At 38.4% G+C, this 13,357-nt stretch carries 13 protein-coding genes; all 13 read left to right on the top strand.

The annotated features are described in order from the left end of the window. Positions 1 to 42: 42 nt before the first annotated feature. The 13 genes from LKW28_RS11295 (at position 43) to rsgA (ending at position 13,357) form a co-directional block, all read left to right on the top strand. A complete protein-coding gene (locus LKW28_RS11295) occupies positions 43 to 918 on the top strand; it encodes a YicC/YloC family endoribonuclease (protein WP_229140468.1) in 876 nt (291 codons plus the stop codon). Between the two features lie 60 nt (positions 919 to 978). Beyond that, entirely contained in the window at positions 979 to 1,242 is a 264-nt protein-coding gene (remA, locus tag LKW28_RS11290) for an extracellular matrix/biofilm regulator RemA (protein ID WP_010282579.1), read from the top strand. Positions 1,243 to 1,254: 12 nt separating this feature from the next. Continuing rightward, on the top strand, positions 1,255 to 1,872 hold the full coding sequence (gmk, locus tag LKW28_RS11285; protein WP_229140467.1) for a guanylate kinase: 618 nt from the start codon (positions 1,255 to 1,257) through the stop codon (positions 1,870 to 1,872). Then, positions 1,872 to 2,105, top strand: a complete 234-nt coding sequence (gene rpoZ / locus LKW28_RS11280; RefSeq protein ID WP_229140466.1) for a DNA-directed RNA polymerase subunit omega — start codon at positions 1,872 to 1,874, stop codon at positions 2,103 to 2,105. The genes gmk and rpoZ overlap by 1 nt, the downstream gene beginning before the upstream one ends. Positions 2,106 to 2,178: 73 nt before the next feature. After that, positions 2,179 to 3,381, top strand: a complete 1,203-nt coding sequence (gene coaBC / locus LKW28_RS11275; protein ID WP_229140465.1) for a bifunctional phosphopantothenoylcysteine decarboxylase/phosphopantothenate--cysteine ligase CoaBC — start codon at positions 2,179 to 2,181, stop codon at positions 3,379 to 3,381. Next, entirely contained in the window at positions 3,378 to 5,792 is a 2,415-nt protein-coding gene (gene priA, locus LKW28_RS11270; protein ID WP_229140464.1) for a primosomal protein N', read from the top strand. Before coaBC ends, priA begins: the two co-directional genes overlap by 4 nt. A gap of 59 nt (positions 5,793 to 5,851) precedes the next feature. Continuing rightward, positions 5,852 to 6,325 carry a peptide deformylase gene (gene def, locus LKW28_RS11265; protein ID WP_229140463.1) on the top strand — a complete coding sequence of 158 codons (474 nt, stop codon included), beginning with the start codon at positions 5,852 to 5,854 and terminating at the stop codon, positions 6,323 to 6,325. A gap of 8 nt (positions 6,326 to 6,333) precedes the next feature. Continuing rightward, positions 6,334 to 7,287 (top strand): methionyl-tRNA formyltransferase, encoded by a 954-nt coding sequence (fmt, locus tag LKW28_RS11260; protein WP_229140462.1) that lies wholly within the window; start codon positions 6,334 to 6,336, stop codon positions 7,285 to 7,287. Beyond that, positions 7,274 to 8,617: a 16S rRNA (cytosine(967)-C(5))-methyltransferase RsmB gene (gene rsmB / locus LKW28_RS11255; RefSeq protein WP_229140461.1), complete on the top strand. Its 1,344-nt coding sequence runs from the start codon at positions 7,274 to 7,276 to the stop codon at positions 8,615 to 8,617. The genes fmt and rsmB overlap by 14 nt, the downstream gene beginning before the upstream one ends. 4 nt (positions 8,618 to 8,621) lie before the next feature. Further along, positions 8,622 to 9,716, top strand: coding sequence for a 23S rRNA (adenine(2503)-C(2))-methyltransferase RlmN (rlmN, locus tag LKW28_RS11250; protein WP_229140460.1), 1,095 nt, complete (start codon positions 8,622 to 8,624; stop codon positions 9,714 to 9,716). A 5-nt stretch (positions 9,717 to 9,721) separates the two neighbouring features. Continuing rightward, positions 9,722 to 10,471 carry a Stp1/IreP family PP2C-type Ser/Thr phosphatase gene (locus tag LKW28_RS11245; RefSeq protein WP_229140674.1) on the top strand — a complete coding sequence of 250 codons (750 nt, stop codon included), beginning with the start codon at positions 9,722 to 9,724 and terminating at the stop codon, positions 10,469 to 10,471. A 4-nt stretch (positions 10,472 to 10,475) separates the two neighbouring features. After that, the gene (pknB, locus tag LKW28_RS11240) at positions 10,476 to 12,437 is read left to right on the top strand and encodes a Stk1 family PASTA domain-containing Ser/Thr kinase (RefSeq protein WP_229140459.1); all 1,962 of its coding nucleotides are present in this window, start codon (positions 10,476 to 10,478) and stop codon (positions 12,435 to 12,437) included. A gap of 35 nt (positions 12,438 to 12,472) precedes the next feature. Next, entirely contained in the window at positions 12,473 to 13,357 is an 885-nt protein-coding gene (gene rsgA / locus LKW28_RS11235; RefSeq protein ID WP_229140458.1) for a ribosome small subunit-dependent GTPase A, read from the top strand.

Below are 13,357 nucleotides of genomic sequence, written 5' to 3'. Positions count from 1 at the left end.
AACTTATAGATATACCTGTTATGTAAGATTGGAAGTGTTATTGTGATAGCAAGTATGACGGGTTTTGGACGGGCTAAAAAAGAATCCAATTCTTTTTCCGTAAATGCAGAGCTGAAATCTGTAAACCATCGATTTTGCGAAATCAATATAAGATTACCTAGACAACTGCTGTTTCTTGAGGATAAAATAAAAAAAGCAATAGTTGAACATGTGAAAAGAGGGCGTGTCGAAGTATTCCTTACAATTGAAGGCGATAGTCTGGTATCGAAAACAATCTCCATAGACTGGGATTTTTTAGATGCTTTAGTTACATCAACAAAGCAAATCCAAGAAAAATATCAGCTTTCCGATCAAATCACAACCGGACAGCTGCTTTCTAATGAAAATATTCTCTCCATTGATGAAAAGGAAATGGAGAATCAGGAAGTAGAACCAATCATCCTTGAGGTCATTGAAAGTGCAGCACTTCAATTGAAACAAATGAGGGAAATTGAAGGAAAAAAATTAATCGAAGATATTTTTTCATTTCTTGAACAAATTGAAGAAATTGTACATACCATTAAAGAATATGCGCCAAAAATAGTTACTCATTATCGTGACCGAATCGAAAAAAGAATAAAAGAATATGTGGGAAATGACTTTGATGAAAATCGAATTCTCACAGAGGTTGCATTATTTGCGGAAAAAGCGGATATCAGTGAAGAGCTTACACGTCTTGAAAGCCACATTAGTCAATTTAGGGAAACTACACAATCGAATGAGCCAATTGGCAGAAAACTTGATTTTATAGTGCAGGAAATGAACAGGGAGACAAATACAATCGGTTCAAAGGCAAATGATCCATTAATTGCAAAACATGTGGTGGAATTGAAGAGTTTTCTAGAGAAAATAAAAGAGCAAGTTCAAAATATTGAATAAGCTTGATTATAAAGCCATTTTCGCGGCAAAAATAGAGGGGTACATAATGGGGGAGATTAAGTGCAAATTAAATTAATTAATATCGGATTCGGGAACATTGTCTCGGCCAACAGAATTATTTCAATTGTGAGTCCCGAATCTGCTCCGATTAAACGAATTATTCAAGATGCTCGTGATCGAGGAATGCTCATTGATGCTACATATGGAAGAAGGACTCGCGCCGTTATGATTATGGATAGCGACCATATTATTCTATCAGCAGTTCAGCCAGAGACAGTTGCACAAAGACTATCTAAAGAAGATGAGCTAACAGACGAAGGGTAGGGTTAAGGACGAATGAAAGAAAGAGGTTTACTAATTGTTTTATCAGGTCCATCTGGTGTGGGAAAAGGCACTGTCCGAAAAGCGATTTTTTCACAGCCTGATACGAGATTTCAATACTCCATTTCAATGACGACGAGAAAGCCCCGCGCAGGAGAAGTGGACGGTGTCGATTACTTTTTTAAATCGAAAGAGGAGTTTGAACGATTAATTGAAAACAACAAGCTTCTTGAATGGGCAGAATATGTTGGGAACTATTATGGAACCCCAATTGACTATGTGGAATCAACCTTACAAGAAGGCAATGACGTATTTTTAGAAATCGAGGTACAAGGTGCCCTTCAAGTGAGAAATGCATTCCCAGAAGGTTTATTCATTTTCTTAGCTCCACCAAGTCTAAAGGAATTAAAGAATAGAATCGTTACGAGGGGTACTGAAACTGATGATTTAATTCTTAACAGAATGAAGGTGGCAAAAGAGGAAATTGAAATGATGGACGCCTATGATTATGTTGTTGAAAATGATCAAGTAGAGCGTGCCTGCGACAGAATTAATGCGATCGTTACGGCTGAACATTGTCGCCGTGACCGTGTGGCAAGACGATATAAACAAATGCTGGAGGTTGATTTTTAATGTTAGATCCATCTATTGATTCATTATTAAATAAATTAAATTCCAAATACACACTTGTAACTGTTGCAGCTAAAAGAGCAAGGGTCATGCAAGAAAGAAATGATGGAATGGTACAAAAGCCTGTATCCTTTAAATCAGTTGGTAAAGCACTAGAAGAAATCGATGCGGGTCTTCTTTATTATTCAATTGATAAGAAAGCTGCGATTGATACAGCGTATAAAACTAATGAATAATCGAAAATAACAACCTCTCATGAAGGTTGTTATTTTTTTACAAAGTTAGCTTTTTTTAAGGAGGGGGATTCAAATGAAGGGTAAAAAAATACTGCTTTGTGTAAGTGGTGGGATTGCGGTATATAAGGCAGTGGCCTTAACAAGCAAGCTAACCCAGGCAGGTGCCGAAGTAAAAGTAATCATGAGCGAATCTGCAATGAAATTTGTTACTCCATTAACTTTTCAAGCACTTTCAAGAAATGACGTATACTTTGATACCTTCGATGAAAAAAATCCTGCTGTTATCGCCCATATTGATCTTGCAGATTGGGCAGATCTAGTGGTTGTTGCACCGGCAACAGCGAATACAATCGGCAAGCTTGCAAATGGAATTGCAGATAATATGATTACATCAACATTGCTTGCGACGACTGCTCCTGTTTGGATTGCTCCGGCGATGAATGTTCATATGTACGACCATCCTGCAGTCAAACGCAATATCGATATGTTAGCGGGGGACGGGTACCAGTTTATTGAACCATCTGAAGGGTATTTAGCCTGTGGCTATGTTGGAAAAGGGCGTCTTGAAGAGCCGGAAAAAATTGTTGAACTCATTGCTGCTCATCTCATGGAACGACCATTATTACAAGGAAAAAAGATCCTGATTACAGCTGGACCTACTCGTGAAAAGCTTGATCCAGTTCGTTTCTTTACAAATCGTTCAACTGGAAAAATGGGTTATGCGATTGCCGAAGCTGCAAATAAAATGGGGGCAGAAGTTACTTTAGTATCCGGGCCAACTAATCTCCCAGCACCACCTAATGTAAGAGTGATTTCTGTTGAATCCGCAGAAGATATGTTTATACAAGTTATGACTTTTTACAAACAAAGTGATATTGTCATCAAATCAGCAGCAGTTGCGGATTATCGCCCGAAACAGGTTTATGATGGGAAAATGAAAAAAAAGAGCGGAGAACTAGTTCTGGAGTTTGAGAGAACAACTGACATTTTAAAAACTTTAGGTGAGCAAAAGGATCACCAATTTTTAGTTGGTTTCGCCGCTGAAACAGACAATATTGATGAATATGCCAAACGGAAACTAACATCAAAAAATCTTGATATGATTGTTGCAAACAATGTGACTACACAGGGAGCGGGATTTGGTACGGACACAAATCTTGTAACTATTTATAAAAAAGATGGAACACAGTTGGAATTACCAATGATGACAAAACTTGATGTTGGAAAAGCATTACTTCGTGAAGTGAAAAAGATGATGGATGGCGAAAAGAAATGAAAATTGCCAGCATTATTGTAGATGTGCCTGCAATGCAAACAGATAAACCATATGATTATATCGTTCCTGATAAATGGAGTGATGTGATTGTACCTGGAATGAGGGTCGTCGTACCTTTCGGCCCTCGAAAAGTCCAGGGCTTTGTGATAAATGTTTCGAATAAGGCCGAAGTGAATAAACTTAAGGAAATTCATTCTTTGCTTGATCTCACACCTGCTTTAAATGAAGAGCTTCTTCATATAGGCAAATGGTTAACAGAAAAAACACTTTGCTTTACGATATCTGCTTTACAAGCAATGCTTCCCTCTGCTATGCGGGCGAAATATGAAAAAGAAATAAGACTCCTTGATCCATCGAAAAGAATTGAATTGGAGCCAGCGATTCAAGCTTCCTTTGAACGGAAAGATGATGTTCATTGGGAAGATGCCGAAAAAAATGATTTATTGCATATTTACCAAAAGGATATAAGAAAAGGCCTTCTGGAAGTAGTCTACAAAGTGAAAAATCGCAGCAACAAGAAAACGGTGAAACAAGTGCAGTTGGCACTTTCAGTTGAAGATGCTGAAAAAATGGTTCAAGAGCTGCCCGCGACCGCGAAAAAACAGAAACAAGTACTCGAGTTTTTTCTGAAAAATAATAAGCCATTTCTTTTAAAGGACCTCTTGCGTGAAGTTGGTGTTACCGACAGCACGATTCGTACAATGGTAAAGAAAGACCTTATCATCGAACAAAATATTGAGGTATATCGCGATCCATATGCGGACAAGCAGTTTGAGCAAACGACACCAATGTCATTGACCGCTGAACAGCAGAATGCGATTTCTCCAATTCTTAACTCTATCGAAGATGTCATCCATAAAGTGTTTTTAATGTATGGTGTTACCGGAAGCGGAAAGACAGAGGTTTATATGCAGGCGATTGACGCTGTATTGAAAAAGGGGAAAGAAGCGATAGTCCTTGTCCCTGAAATCTCACTTACCCCACAGATGGTGAGTCGATTCAAGGGTCGTTTTGGTTCTCGTGTTGCAGTGATGCATAGTGGTCTTGGAATTGGTGAGAAATATGATGAGTGGCGAAAAATTTACCGAAAGGAAGTTAGCGTCGTAGTTGGAGCGAGATCCGCAATATTTGCTCCATTTGAAAATTTGGGGATCATAATTATCGATGAAGAACATGAATCAAGCTATAAACAGGAAGATAACCCGAGATACCATGCGAGAGATGTGGCCATTTTCCGTGGTCAGCTCCATAATGCTCCTGTCATCCTAGGAAGTGCAACACCAACTCTCGAATCTTTTGCACGTGCCTCGAAAAAAGTCTATGAACTAATCACACTAAAGGAAAGAGTCAATAATAGGCCATTGCCGACAGTTGAAATTGTCGATATGCGCGAGGAATTGCGTAATGGTAATCGCTCGATGTTTTCAAGTGCCTTATTTGAAAAATTAACAGAAAGACTTGAACGAAAGGAACAATCTGTTTTATTTTTAAATAAACGTGGACATTCTTCTTTTGTCATGTGCAGAGATTGCGGGTATGTTGCAAATTGCCCTCATTGTGATATTTCATTAACGTATCACAGGACAAATCACCGCTTAAAATGCCATTATTGCGGTTATGAAACCTTCATGCCTACTACTTGTAATGAGTGTGGAAGTGAGCATATCAGGTTTTTTGGAACTGGCACTCAAAAGGTTGAAGAAGAGCTTGCAAAGGTGTTGCCAGAAGCAAGGGTTATTCGCATGGATGTTGATACAACAAGCCGAAAAGGTGCGCATGAGAAATTATTGAAGGAATTCGGTGAGCAAAAGGCAGATATTTTATTAGGAACACAAATGATTGCAAAAGGATTGGATTTTCCAAATGTCACATTGGTCGGTGTGCTAACCGCAGATACGATGCTCAATCTGCCGGATTTTCGTTCCTCCGAAAAAACATTTCAGCTTCTGACACAGGTTAGCGGAAGAGCGGGACGGCACAAACTGCCAGGTGAGGTAGTGATTCAAAGCTATACACCTGAGCATTATAGTATTGAGCTTGCAAGTCATCATAATTATGATGGATTCTATCAAAATGAAATGGGCATTAGGAAGGCCCATGCTTATCCACCTTTTTATTATCTGGCATTAGTCACAGTGACACATCCGGAACTCACAAAAACAGTTGATGTTGCTGAGAAAATTGCAATTTATTTACGAAATTCCTTATCAAATCAATCAATCATCTTAGGTCCGGTAACATCACCGATTGCCCGTATTAATAATAGATATCGATATCAATGCATGATAAAATACAAAAATGAGCCAAATCTTACTAAACTGTTAAAAGGGATTTTGGATCGTTACCAGAGGGAAATTGCACAAAACTCCCTCACATTATCAATTGACTTAAACCCATATATCATGATGTAGTTTAAAGTTACGATAAAAGAGAGAGACTAGTAAAAAAGTAGAATGTTGGAGGAACTCGCTTGTCTTTATTACCGATTGTTAAATATCCAAATGAAATACTTGAGGTTGAATGTGAAAAGGTGACAACCTTTGACCGAAAACTATCAAAATTAATAAAAGATATGTATGACACCATGCTAGAGGCGGACGGTGTTGGATTAGCCGCCCCTCAGGTTGGAATTGCAAAACAAATCGCCATCGTTGATATAGGGGACGAGCGCGGACTTGTTGAACTAATTAATCCCATGATCCTGGAACAACGAGGGGAACAGGTGGGTCCAGAAGGCTGTCTCAGTTTTCCGGACCTTTTTGGTGAGGTAACACGCCATGAATACGTTAAGGTTAGGGCTCAGAACCGGAAAGGTAAAACTTTTGTTATTGAGGCAAGAGATTTCTTGGCGCGTGCGATTCAGCATGAAATCGATCACCTTCATGGCATTTTATTTACATCAAAGGTGAACAGTTATTATGAAGAAGGAGAAATTGAAGGGTAGGTAATAATATGGAACGTATTGTTTTTATGGGTACTCCAGACTTTTCAGTACCTGTTTTACGTCAAATAATAGAGGATGGCTACGAGGTTGTAGCTGTTGTAACTCAACCAGACAGACCGGTTGGAAGAAAAAGAGTGTTAACCCCTCCACCCGTTAAGGTTGAGGCATTAAAGCAGAATATCCCTGTCTTACAACCAAATAAAATTAGAGAGAAACAAGAAATTGAACAGGTATTAAGCTATCGGCCAGACTTAATCATAACTGCAGCATTTGGACAAATCCTGCCAAATGAATTATTAGAGGCTCCTAAGTATGGATGTATAAATGTTCATGCATCATTACTGCCTGAGCTTAGGGGCGGGGCCCCGATTCATTATTCAATCCTTCAAGGGAAGGAAAAAACTGGTGTTACCATTATGTATATGGTTGAAAAGCTAGATGCGGGTGATATTTTAACACAAGTCGAAATTCCAATTTTAGAGTCAGACCATGTTGGTTCATTGCATGACAAATTAAGTGTGGCGGGTTCAAAGCTTTTATCAGAAACAATTCCTTTACTTTTAGATGATAAAATAACCCCGATTAAACAGGATGATTCGAAAGCGACCTTTGCCCCAAATATAAAACGCGAACAGGAAAAAATAGATTGGGCAAAAGATGGGGAGGCTATTTATAACCATATTCGCGGGCTTAACCCATGGCCTGTTGCCTATACCACATTAAATGGGGATGTAATGAAAATATGGTGGGGAGATAAGGTACTATCAAGCACATCAAAAAATCCGGGTACTGTTGTTTCGATTGAAAAAGATGGGTTCATTGTTTCGACTGGGAATACTACATGTATAAGAATCACCCAGCTCCAGCCTGCAGGAAAGAAAAAGATGAGTGCTGAGCAATTTTTGCTGGGAACAGATTTACAGGTAGGAACTCAGTTAGGAGACAATTATGACGAAAACTAATGTTCGAGATGTAGCACTTGAAATCTTATTACAAATAGAAAAAAATCAGGCATATAGTAATCTCCTCTTGAACCAAATGATTAAAAAGCATGAGGTAAGAGGAAAGGACATTGGTCTGCTGACAGAGATTGTTTATGGTACAATCCAACGCAGAGACACATTGGACTTTTATTTAGCTCCATTTTTAAAAAAGAGCAAAAAGCTTGATCAATGGGTGAGAATTCTATTGAGGCTTTCGCTATACCAAATGGTCTTTTTGGACCGGGTTCCAGAACGAGCTATCTTTTTTGAAGCAGTTGAGATTGCAAAAAATAGAGGACATAAAGGGACTGCGTCACTTGTAAATGGAGTGCTGCGTTCCATTCAACGGGAAGGCTTGCCATCATTAGACCAACTTACAGATGTAGTGGAGCGACTTGCAATTGAAACAAGCCATCCGATTTGGCTTGTTAAGCGTTGGACTAAGCAAATTGGACTGGAAGAAACGCGAAAAATGTGTGAGGTAAATTGTACTCCCCCGGAACAAACAGCCCGAGTCAATAGGATTGCAACAACTAAGGAAGAGCTTCTTCACTTGCTAAAAAAGGAAGGAATTGAAGTAGAAGAAGGGAGCCTAGCTATTGATGCCATTAAAGCAGTTGGCGGAAATCTAGTAAATGCAAAAGCCTTTAAGGAAGGGTATTTCACTATACAAGATGAGAGCTCTATGCTGGTCGCCCGTGCGCTTGGTGTTGGAAAAGATGATCAGATTCTTGATAGCTGTGCCGCGCCGGGTGGTAAAACAACACATATTGCCGAATTACTGCAAAATACTGGTAAGGTTGTTTCAATTGACCTTCATGAACATAAAATCAAATTAATTAATGAAGCAGTCGAACGGTTAGGGCTTAAAAATGTTGAAACCAAGGCCCTCGATAGTAGAAAATCAAGGGAATTCTTTGAGGCCGGGAGCTTTGATAAAATTCTCGTCGATGCCCCTTGTTCAGGCTTTGGGGTTATTAGAAGAAAGCCAGACATCAAATATTCAAAATCAGAATCAGACAATGAAAAACTAGCAAAAATACAATTAGACATTTTAACAGAGGTTTCATCTTTATTAAAAAAAGATGGTATACTCGTGTATAGCACATGTACAATAGATTATGAAGAAAATGAAGGTGTTATCAAAGCCTTCCTTGAACAAAATAAAGATTATATGCTAGATGAGACAATTGAAAATTACCTGCCTGAAATAGTGAAACCATATATTAAAAACGGACAGCTTCAGCTTTATCCACATTATTTTGGAACAGATGGATTTTATATTGCAAGATTAAGAAAGCAGGTGTAATGTATTGGAAGAAGTACAAACAACTAGAAGAAAAAAACAAAACTTACCAAATTCTAAACCGTCCATTTATTCTCTTCAATTAGAAGAAATTGAGAACTGGCTCATCGAAAATGGTGAGAAGAAATTTCGAGGAAATCAGATTTTTGAATGGCTGTACACGAAGCGAGTTACATCTTTTGATGAGATGACTAACTTATCAAATGAACTGCGACAAAAGCTTGCCGAGCAGTTTACGATTACAACTCTTAAGACCATCATTCAGCAAACATCTGCTGATGGAACGATGAAGTTCTTATTCGAACTCCATGATGGATATTCAATTGAAACAGTTCTTATGAAACATGGCTATGGGAACTCCATATGTGTGACAACCCAGGTAGGCTGCCGCATCGGCTGTACCTTCTGTGCTTCAACGCTTGGAGGATTAAAAAGGAATCTAGAGGCCGGAGAAATTGTAGCCCAAGTTGTAAAGGTTCAAAAGGCACTGGATGAACTTGGCGAAAGAGTAAGCCATCTTGTGATCATGGGGATAGGTGAGCCATTTGATAATTATGACCAAATGCTTTCATTCCTAAAAATTATTAATCATGATAAGGGCTTAAATATTGGTGCCCGTCATATTACCGTTTCAACAAGTGGAATTATTCCAAAAATCTATAAGTTTGCAGATGAAAAATTACAAATAAATTTTGCTATCTCTTTACATGCACCTAATACAGAAATAAGAAGCAGGTTGATGCCGATTAATCGCGCATATAAATTGCCTGATTTAATGGAAGCTGTACGCTATTATATTGAAAAAACAGGTAGACGAATTAGCTTTGAATATGGGTTGTTTGGTGGTGTCAACGATCAAGTTGAACATGCTGAAGAACTAGCAGAGCTACTAAAAGGGATTAAGTGTCATGTGAACTTAATTCCAGTCAATTATGTTCCTGAGCGCGATTATGTGAGAACACCACGAGAGCAAATCTTTGAATTTGAAAAGACATTAAAGAAGCATGGTGTTAATGTTACTATTCGACGTGAACAAGGTCATGATATTGATGCTGCTTGTGGTCAATTACGAGCAAAGGAGCGTAAAGAGGAGACGAGGTGAAACTTATGAAGTCGTTCTTTTTGACTAACCGGGGGAAAGTAAGGCAAATTAATGAGGATAGCTGTGGTGTCTATCTAAATAAGGATGGACAAGTATTAGCTGTTGTGGCTGACGGAATGGGTGGACATTTAGCTGGTGATGTTGCAAGTACAATGACAACATCTCAGCTCCAGTCCTACTGGGAAACAAGTGAAAAAATTTTCACATCTGAATTAGCTGAAAGTTGGCTTAAAGAGCATATTTCAACAATTAATAAAAATCTTTACACACATTCACAAAAAAATGAAGAATGTAAAGGTATGGGAACGACTGTTGTTGCTGCAATTTGTACAGACTTATTTACGACGGTAGCCCATATTGGAGATAGTCGTTGCTATTGTTTGAATGGCCACGGGTTCCAACAAATTACTGAAGATCATTCGCTTGTTAATGAACTTGTTCGTTCCGGGCATATCTCTAAGGAAGATGCAGAGCATCATCCCCGTAAAAATGTCGTTTTACGTGCGTTAGGAACGGAAACACAGGTTCAAATAGACTTAAAAACGTTAATTTTAGATGAAGGCGATATGCTGTTAATATGCTCAGATGGTTTATCCAATAAAGTTTCGGAAGCTGAATTAAAAAGCATACTAGAAAGTGACGATTCTATCGAAATTAAGTGCGAAAAACTCGTTCAAATAGCCAATGATAATGGTGGAGAAGATAACATCACGCTCGTAATCGTCGATTACACGTCTGAAAGTGAGGGCGAATAATTCTATGCTTATTGGAAGACGATTAAGTGGCCGTTACAAAATTCTCGAAGTCATTGGTGGAGGCGGAATGGCAAATGTCTATCTTGCACGAGACGTAATTCTTGAGCGGGATGTAGCTATTAAAGTTCTCCGTTTAGATTTTTCAAATGATGAAGAATTCATCAAACGCTTCAGACGAGAAGCCCATGCGGCTACAAGCTTGGCACATCCGAATATTGTAAGCATATATGATGTTGGGGAAGAAGAGGATATTTATTATATCGTAATGGAATATGTTCCAGGCCAAACCTTGAAGCAATACATACAACGAAATGCACCGCTTCATCCGAAAGAAGCGATTAACATTATGTTGCAGCTAACTTCAGCGATTACACACGCGCACCAAAACCAGATTGTTCATCGTGATATTAAACCCCAGAATATCTTAATTGATCATGATGGAACAGTAAAGGTAACTGATTTTGGGATTGCTGTTGCTCTAAGCTCTACAACAATTACACAAACAAACTCTGTGCTAGGTTCAGTTCATTACTTATCACCAGAACAAGCAAGAGGTGGTATGTCAACAAGAAAGTCTGACATTTATTCTCTTGGTATAGTCATGTTCGAACTTTTAACAGGTCGTGTTCCTTTTGAAGGTGAGTCAGCAGTATCCATTGCTTTAAAGCATTTACAATCCGATACCCCTTCACCAAAACGATGGAATGCTACAATACCACAGAGTGTTGAAAACATTATACTAAAATCAACTACTAAAGACCCATTCCATCGTTATGATTCTGTTGAAGAAATGGAAGAGGATTTGCAGACAGCACTCTTTCCAAATCGGTTAAATGAAGCAAAATTTGTGATACCAGATATGGATGATGAAGTGACAAAAGCAATTCCAATAATCAAGGATAATAGTCCTTTATCAAATGATACAATAATTAGAGACTCTCAGAAGAACGTGAATCAGACTATGCAGGATGAGCCAAAACCAAAGAAAAAGAAGAAGAAAAATAAGCTTTTAGTAACGCTTGCAATTATATTTTTCTTTATTATTGCAGCCGGTGTTGCTGCGGTTACTGTTTTTCCAGCTTTATTTTTGCCGAAGGATGTCGATGTTCCAGATGTTACAAATATGTCCTACGACCGGGCTGTTTCCAAATTGGAGGAAGCAGGGTTTAAAATTGGTGACACGATTGAAATCAGTGATCAAGAAATACAAGAAGGCTATATTGTTCGAACTCACCCTGAGGCAGGAGATTCCGTTAAGGAAGGCGCTAAGATTGATTTATATGAAAGTATCGGTAAAAAGAAAGTGCTTTTCAAAGATTATGTTGGTAAAGATTTCGAGGAAGTTAAAGCCAAATTAGAAAAAGAAAATTATTTATTTGTGTATAAGGAAGAAGAATTTAATGACAGTGCTTATGGAACCATCCTGAAACAATCAATAGATGAAGGTGAAGAGGTAGTTCCAGAAGAAACAGATGTCACCTTTACGATTAGCAAGGGACCTGAAACTATTAAACTTGCTGATTTAAAAGGATATCCGGCAAATGCACTTGCTGAATATGCAAAATCTACTGGGTTGAATATCAATCAAACAGAGGAACAATTTTCAGATGAGATTCCTGCAGGTCAAGCTATTTCGCAATCACCGGAAGAAGGAACTGAATTAACAAAGGGTGCTGAGGTAAAAGTAATTATGTCAAAAGGCCCTGAACCAAAGAAACCGAAGAGTGTGAAGCGTACCATAACGGTTGATTACACACCTGATGAAGAAGGTAATCCACAAGTAGTGAAAATTTATATTCAAGATGCGGAGCATAAAATAACGAATGTATATGATGAAATTAAAATCACGGAAAAATATTCTGTTGATATTACGTTTGTCATTAATCCTGGTGAAACGGCCGAGTACATGGTGTCTATTAATGATGTACCTTCTCAGCGAGTGGAAATTCCGTATTCAGAAGAATAGGTCGTTGCGAATGAACTAAAACAAGGAGTGAAACTATGCCCGAAGGCAAAATCATAAAAGCATTAAGCGGTTTTTATTATGTTCAAATCAAAGATGGAGAACTGATTCAATGTCGTGGCAGAGGGGTCTTTAGGAAAAATAAAGTCACCCCATTGGTGGGCGACAATGTGGTATTTCAGGCAGAAAATAATACTGATGGATATATTTTAGAAGTATTAGAGCGCAAAAATGAATTAGTTCGTCCGCCCATTGCAAATGTTGATCAAGCTATTTTAGTTTTTTCAGCTATTAAACCCGACTTCAGTCCATTGTTATTAGATCGCTTTCTTGTTTTAATTGAATCAAACGATATTGAACCTATTATTTGCATTAGTAAAACGGATTTAATCTCGATTGATGTAGTTCAGAAAATAGAGGAATATGCAAGAAATTATCGGGAAATCGGCTATCGTGTCTTGTTAACATCAACGAAGGAAAGGGAAGGTCTTGACCAGCTCCTGCCGTTATTCGATAATCGGATTTCAGTATTTGCCGGTCAATCCGGAGTTGGGAAATCTTCGTTATTAAATACACTTAGACCGGATTTAAAATTAGAAACAAATGAAATTTCAGCATCATTAGGCCGGGGAAAACATACAACAAGGCATGTTGAATTAATTGAAGTTGGCAACGGGCTTGTGGCAGATACCCCGGGATTTAGTTCGTTGGAATTTCTTACAATTGAAGCAGAGGAACTTTCATATTGCTTCCCGGAAATCTATAAGGCAGGTGCAAATTGTAAATTTCGTGGCTGCACACATATTTCTGAGCCGAAATGCGCTGTTAGACAAGGTGTAGACGACGGGATTATCGAACAATTTCGTTACGATCATTATGTGAGTTTTTATGAAGAAATTAAGGAAAGAAAGCCGAGGTATTAA

The organism is Bacillus sp. REN16 (genome assembly GCF_020731355.1).
Taxonomy (GTDB): Bacteria; Bacillota; Bacilli; order Bacillales; family Bacillaceae_L; genus Ferdinandcohnia.
The sequence above is the reverse complement of the archived record's forward strand: the minus strand, read 5'-3'. Positions and strand labels throughout refer to the sequence as shown.

Excerpts from the sequence above, each read along its gene's own strand:
- rsgA (WP_229140458.1), top strand. The coding sequence starts at position 12,473 with ATGCCCGAAGGCAAAATCATAAAAGCATTAAGCGGTTTTTATTATGTT.
- gmk (WP_229140467.1), top strand. The coding sequence starts at position 1,255 with ATGAAAGAAAGAGGTTTACTAATTGTTTTATCAGGTCCATCTGGTGTG.
- pknB (WP_229140459.1), top strand. The coding sequence starts at position 10,476 with ATGCTTATTGGAAGACGATTAAGTGGCCGTTACAAAATTCTCGAAGTC.
- fmt (WP_229140462.1), top strand. The coding sequence starts at position 6,334 with ATGGAACGTATTGTTTTTATGGGTACTCCAGACTTTTCAGTACCTGTT.
- rpoZ (WP_229140466.1), top strand. The coding sequence starts at position 1,872 with ATGTTAGATCCATCTATTGATTCATTATTAAATAAATTAAATTCCAAA.
- LKW28_RS11245 (WP_229140674.1), top strand. The coding sequence starts at position 9,722 with ATGAAGTCGTTCTTTTTGACTAACCGGGGGAAAGTAAGGCAAATTAAT.
- coaBC (WP_229140465.1), top strand. The coding sequence starts at position 2,179 with ATGAAGGGTAAAAAAATACTGCTTTGTGTAAGTGGTGGGATTGCGGTA.
- rsmB (WP_229140461.1), top strand. The coding sequence starts at position 7,274 with ATGACGAAAACTAATGTTCGAGATGTAGCACTTGAAATCTTATTACAA.
- priA (WP_229140464.1), top strand. The coding sequence starts at position 3,378 with ATGAAAATTGCCAGCATTATTGTAGATGTGCCTGCAATGCAAACAGAT.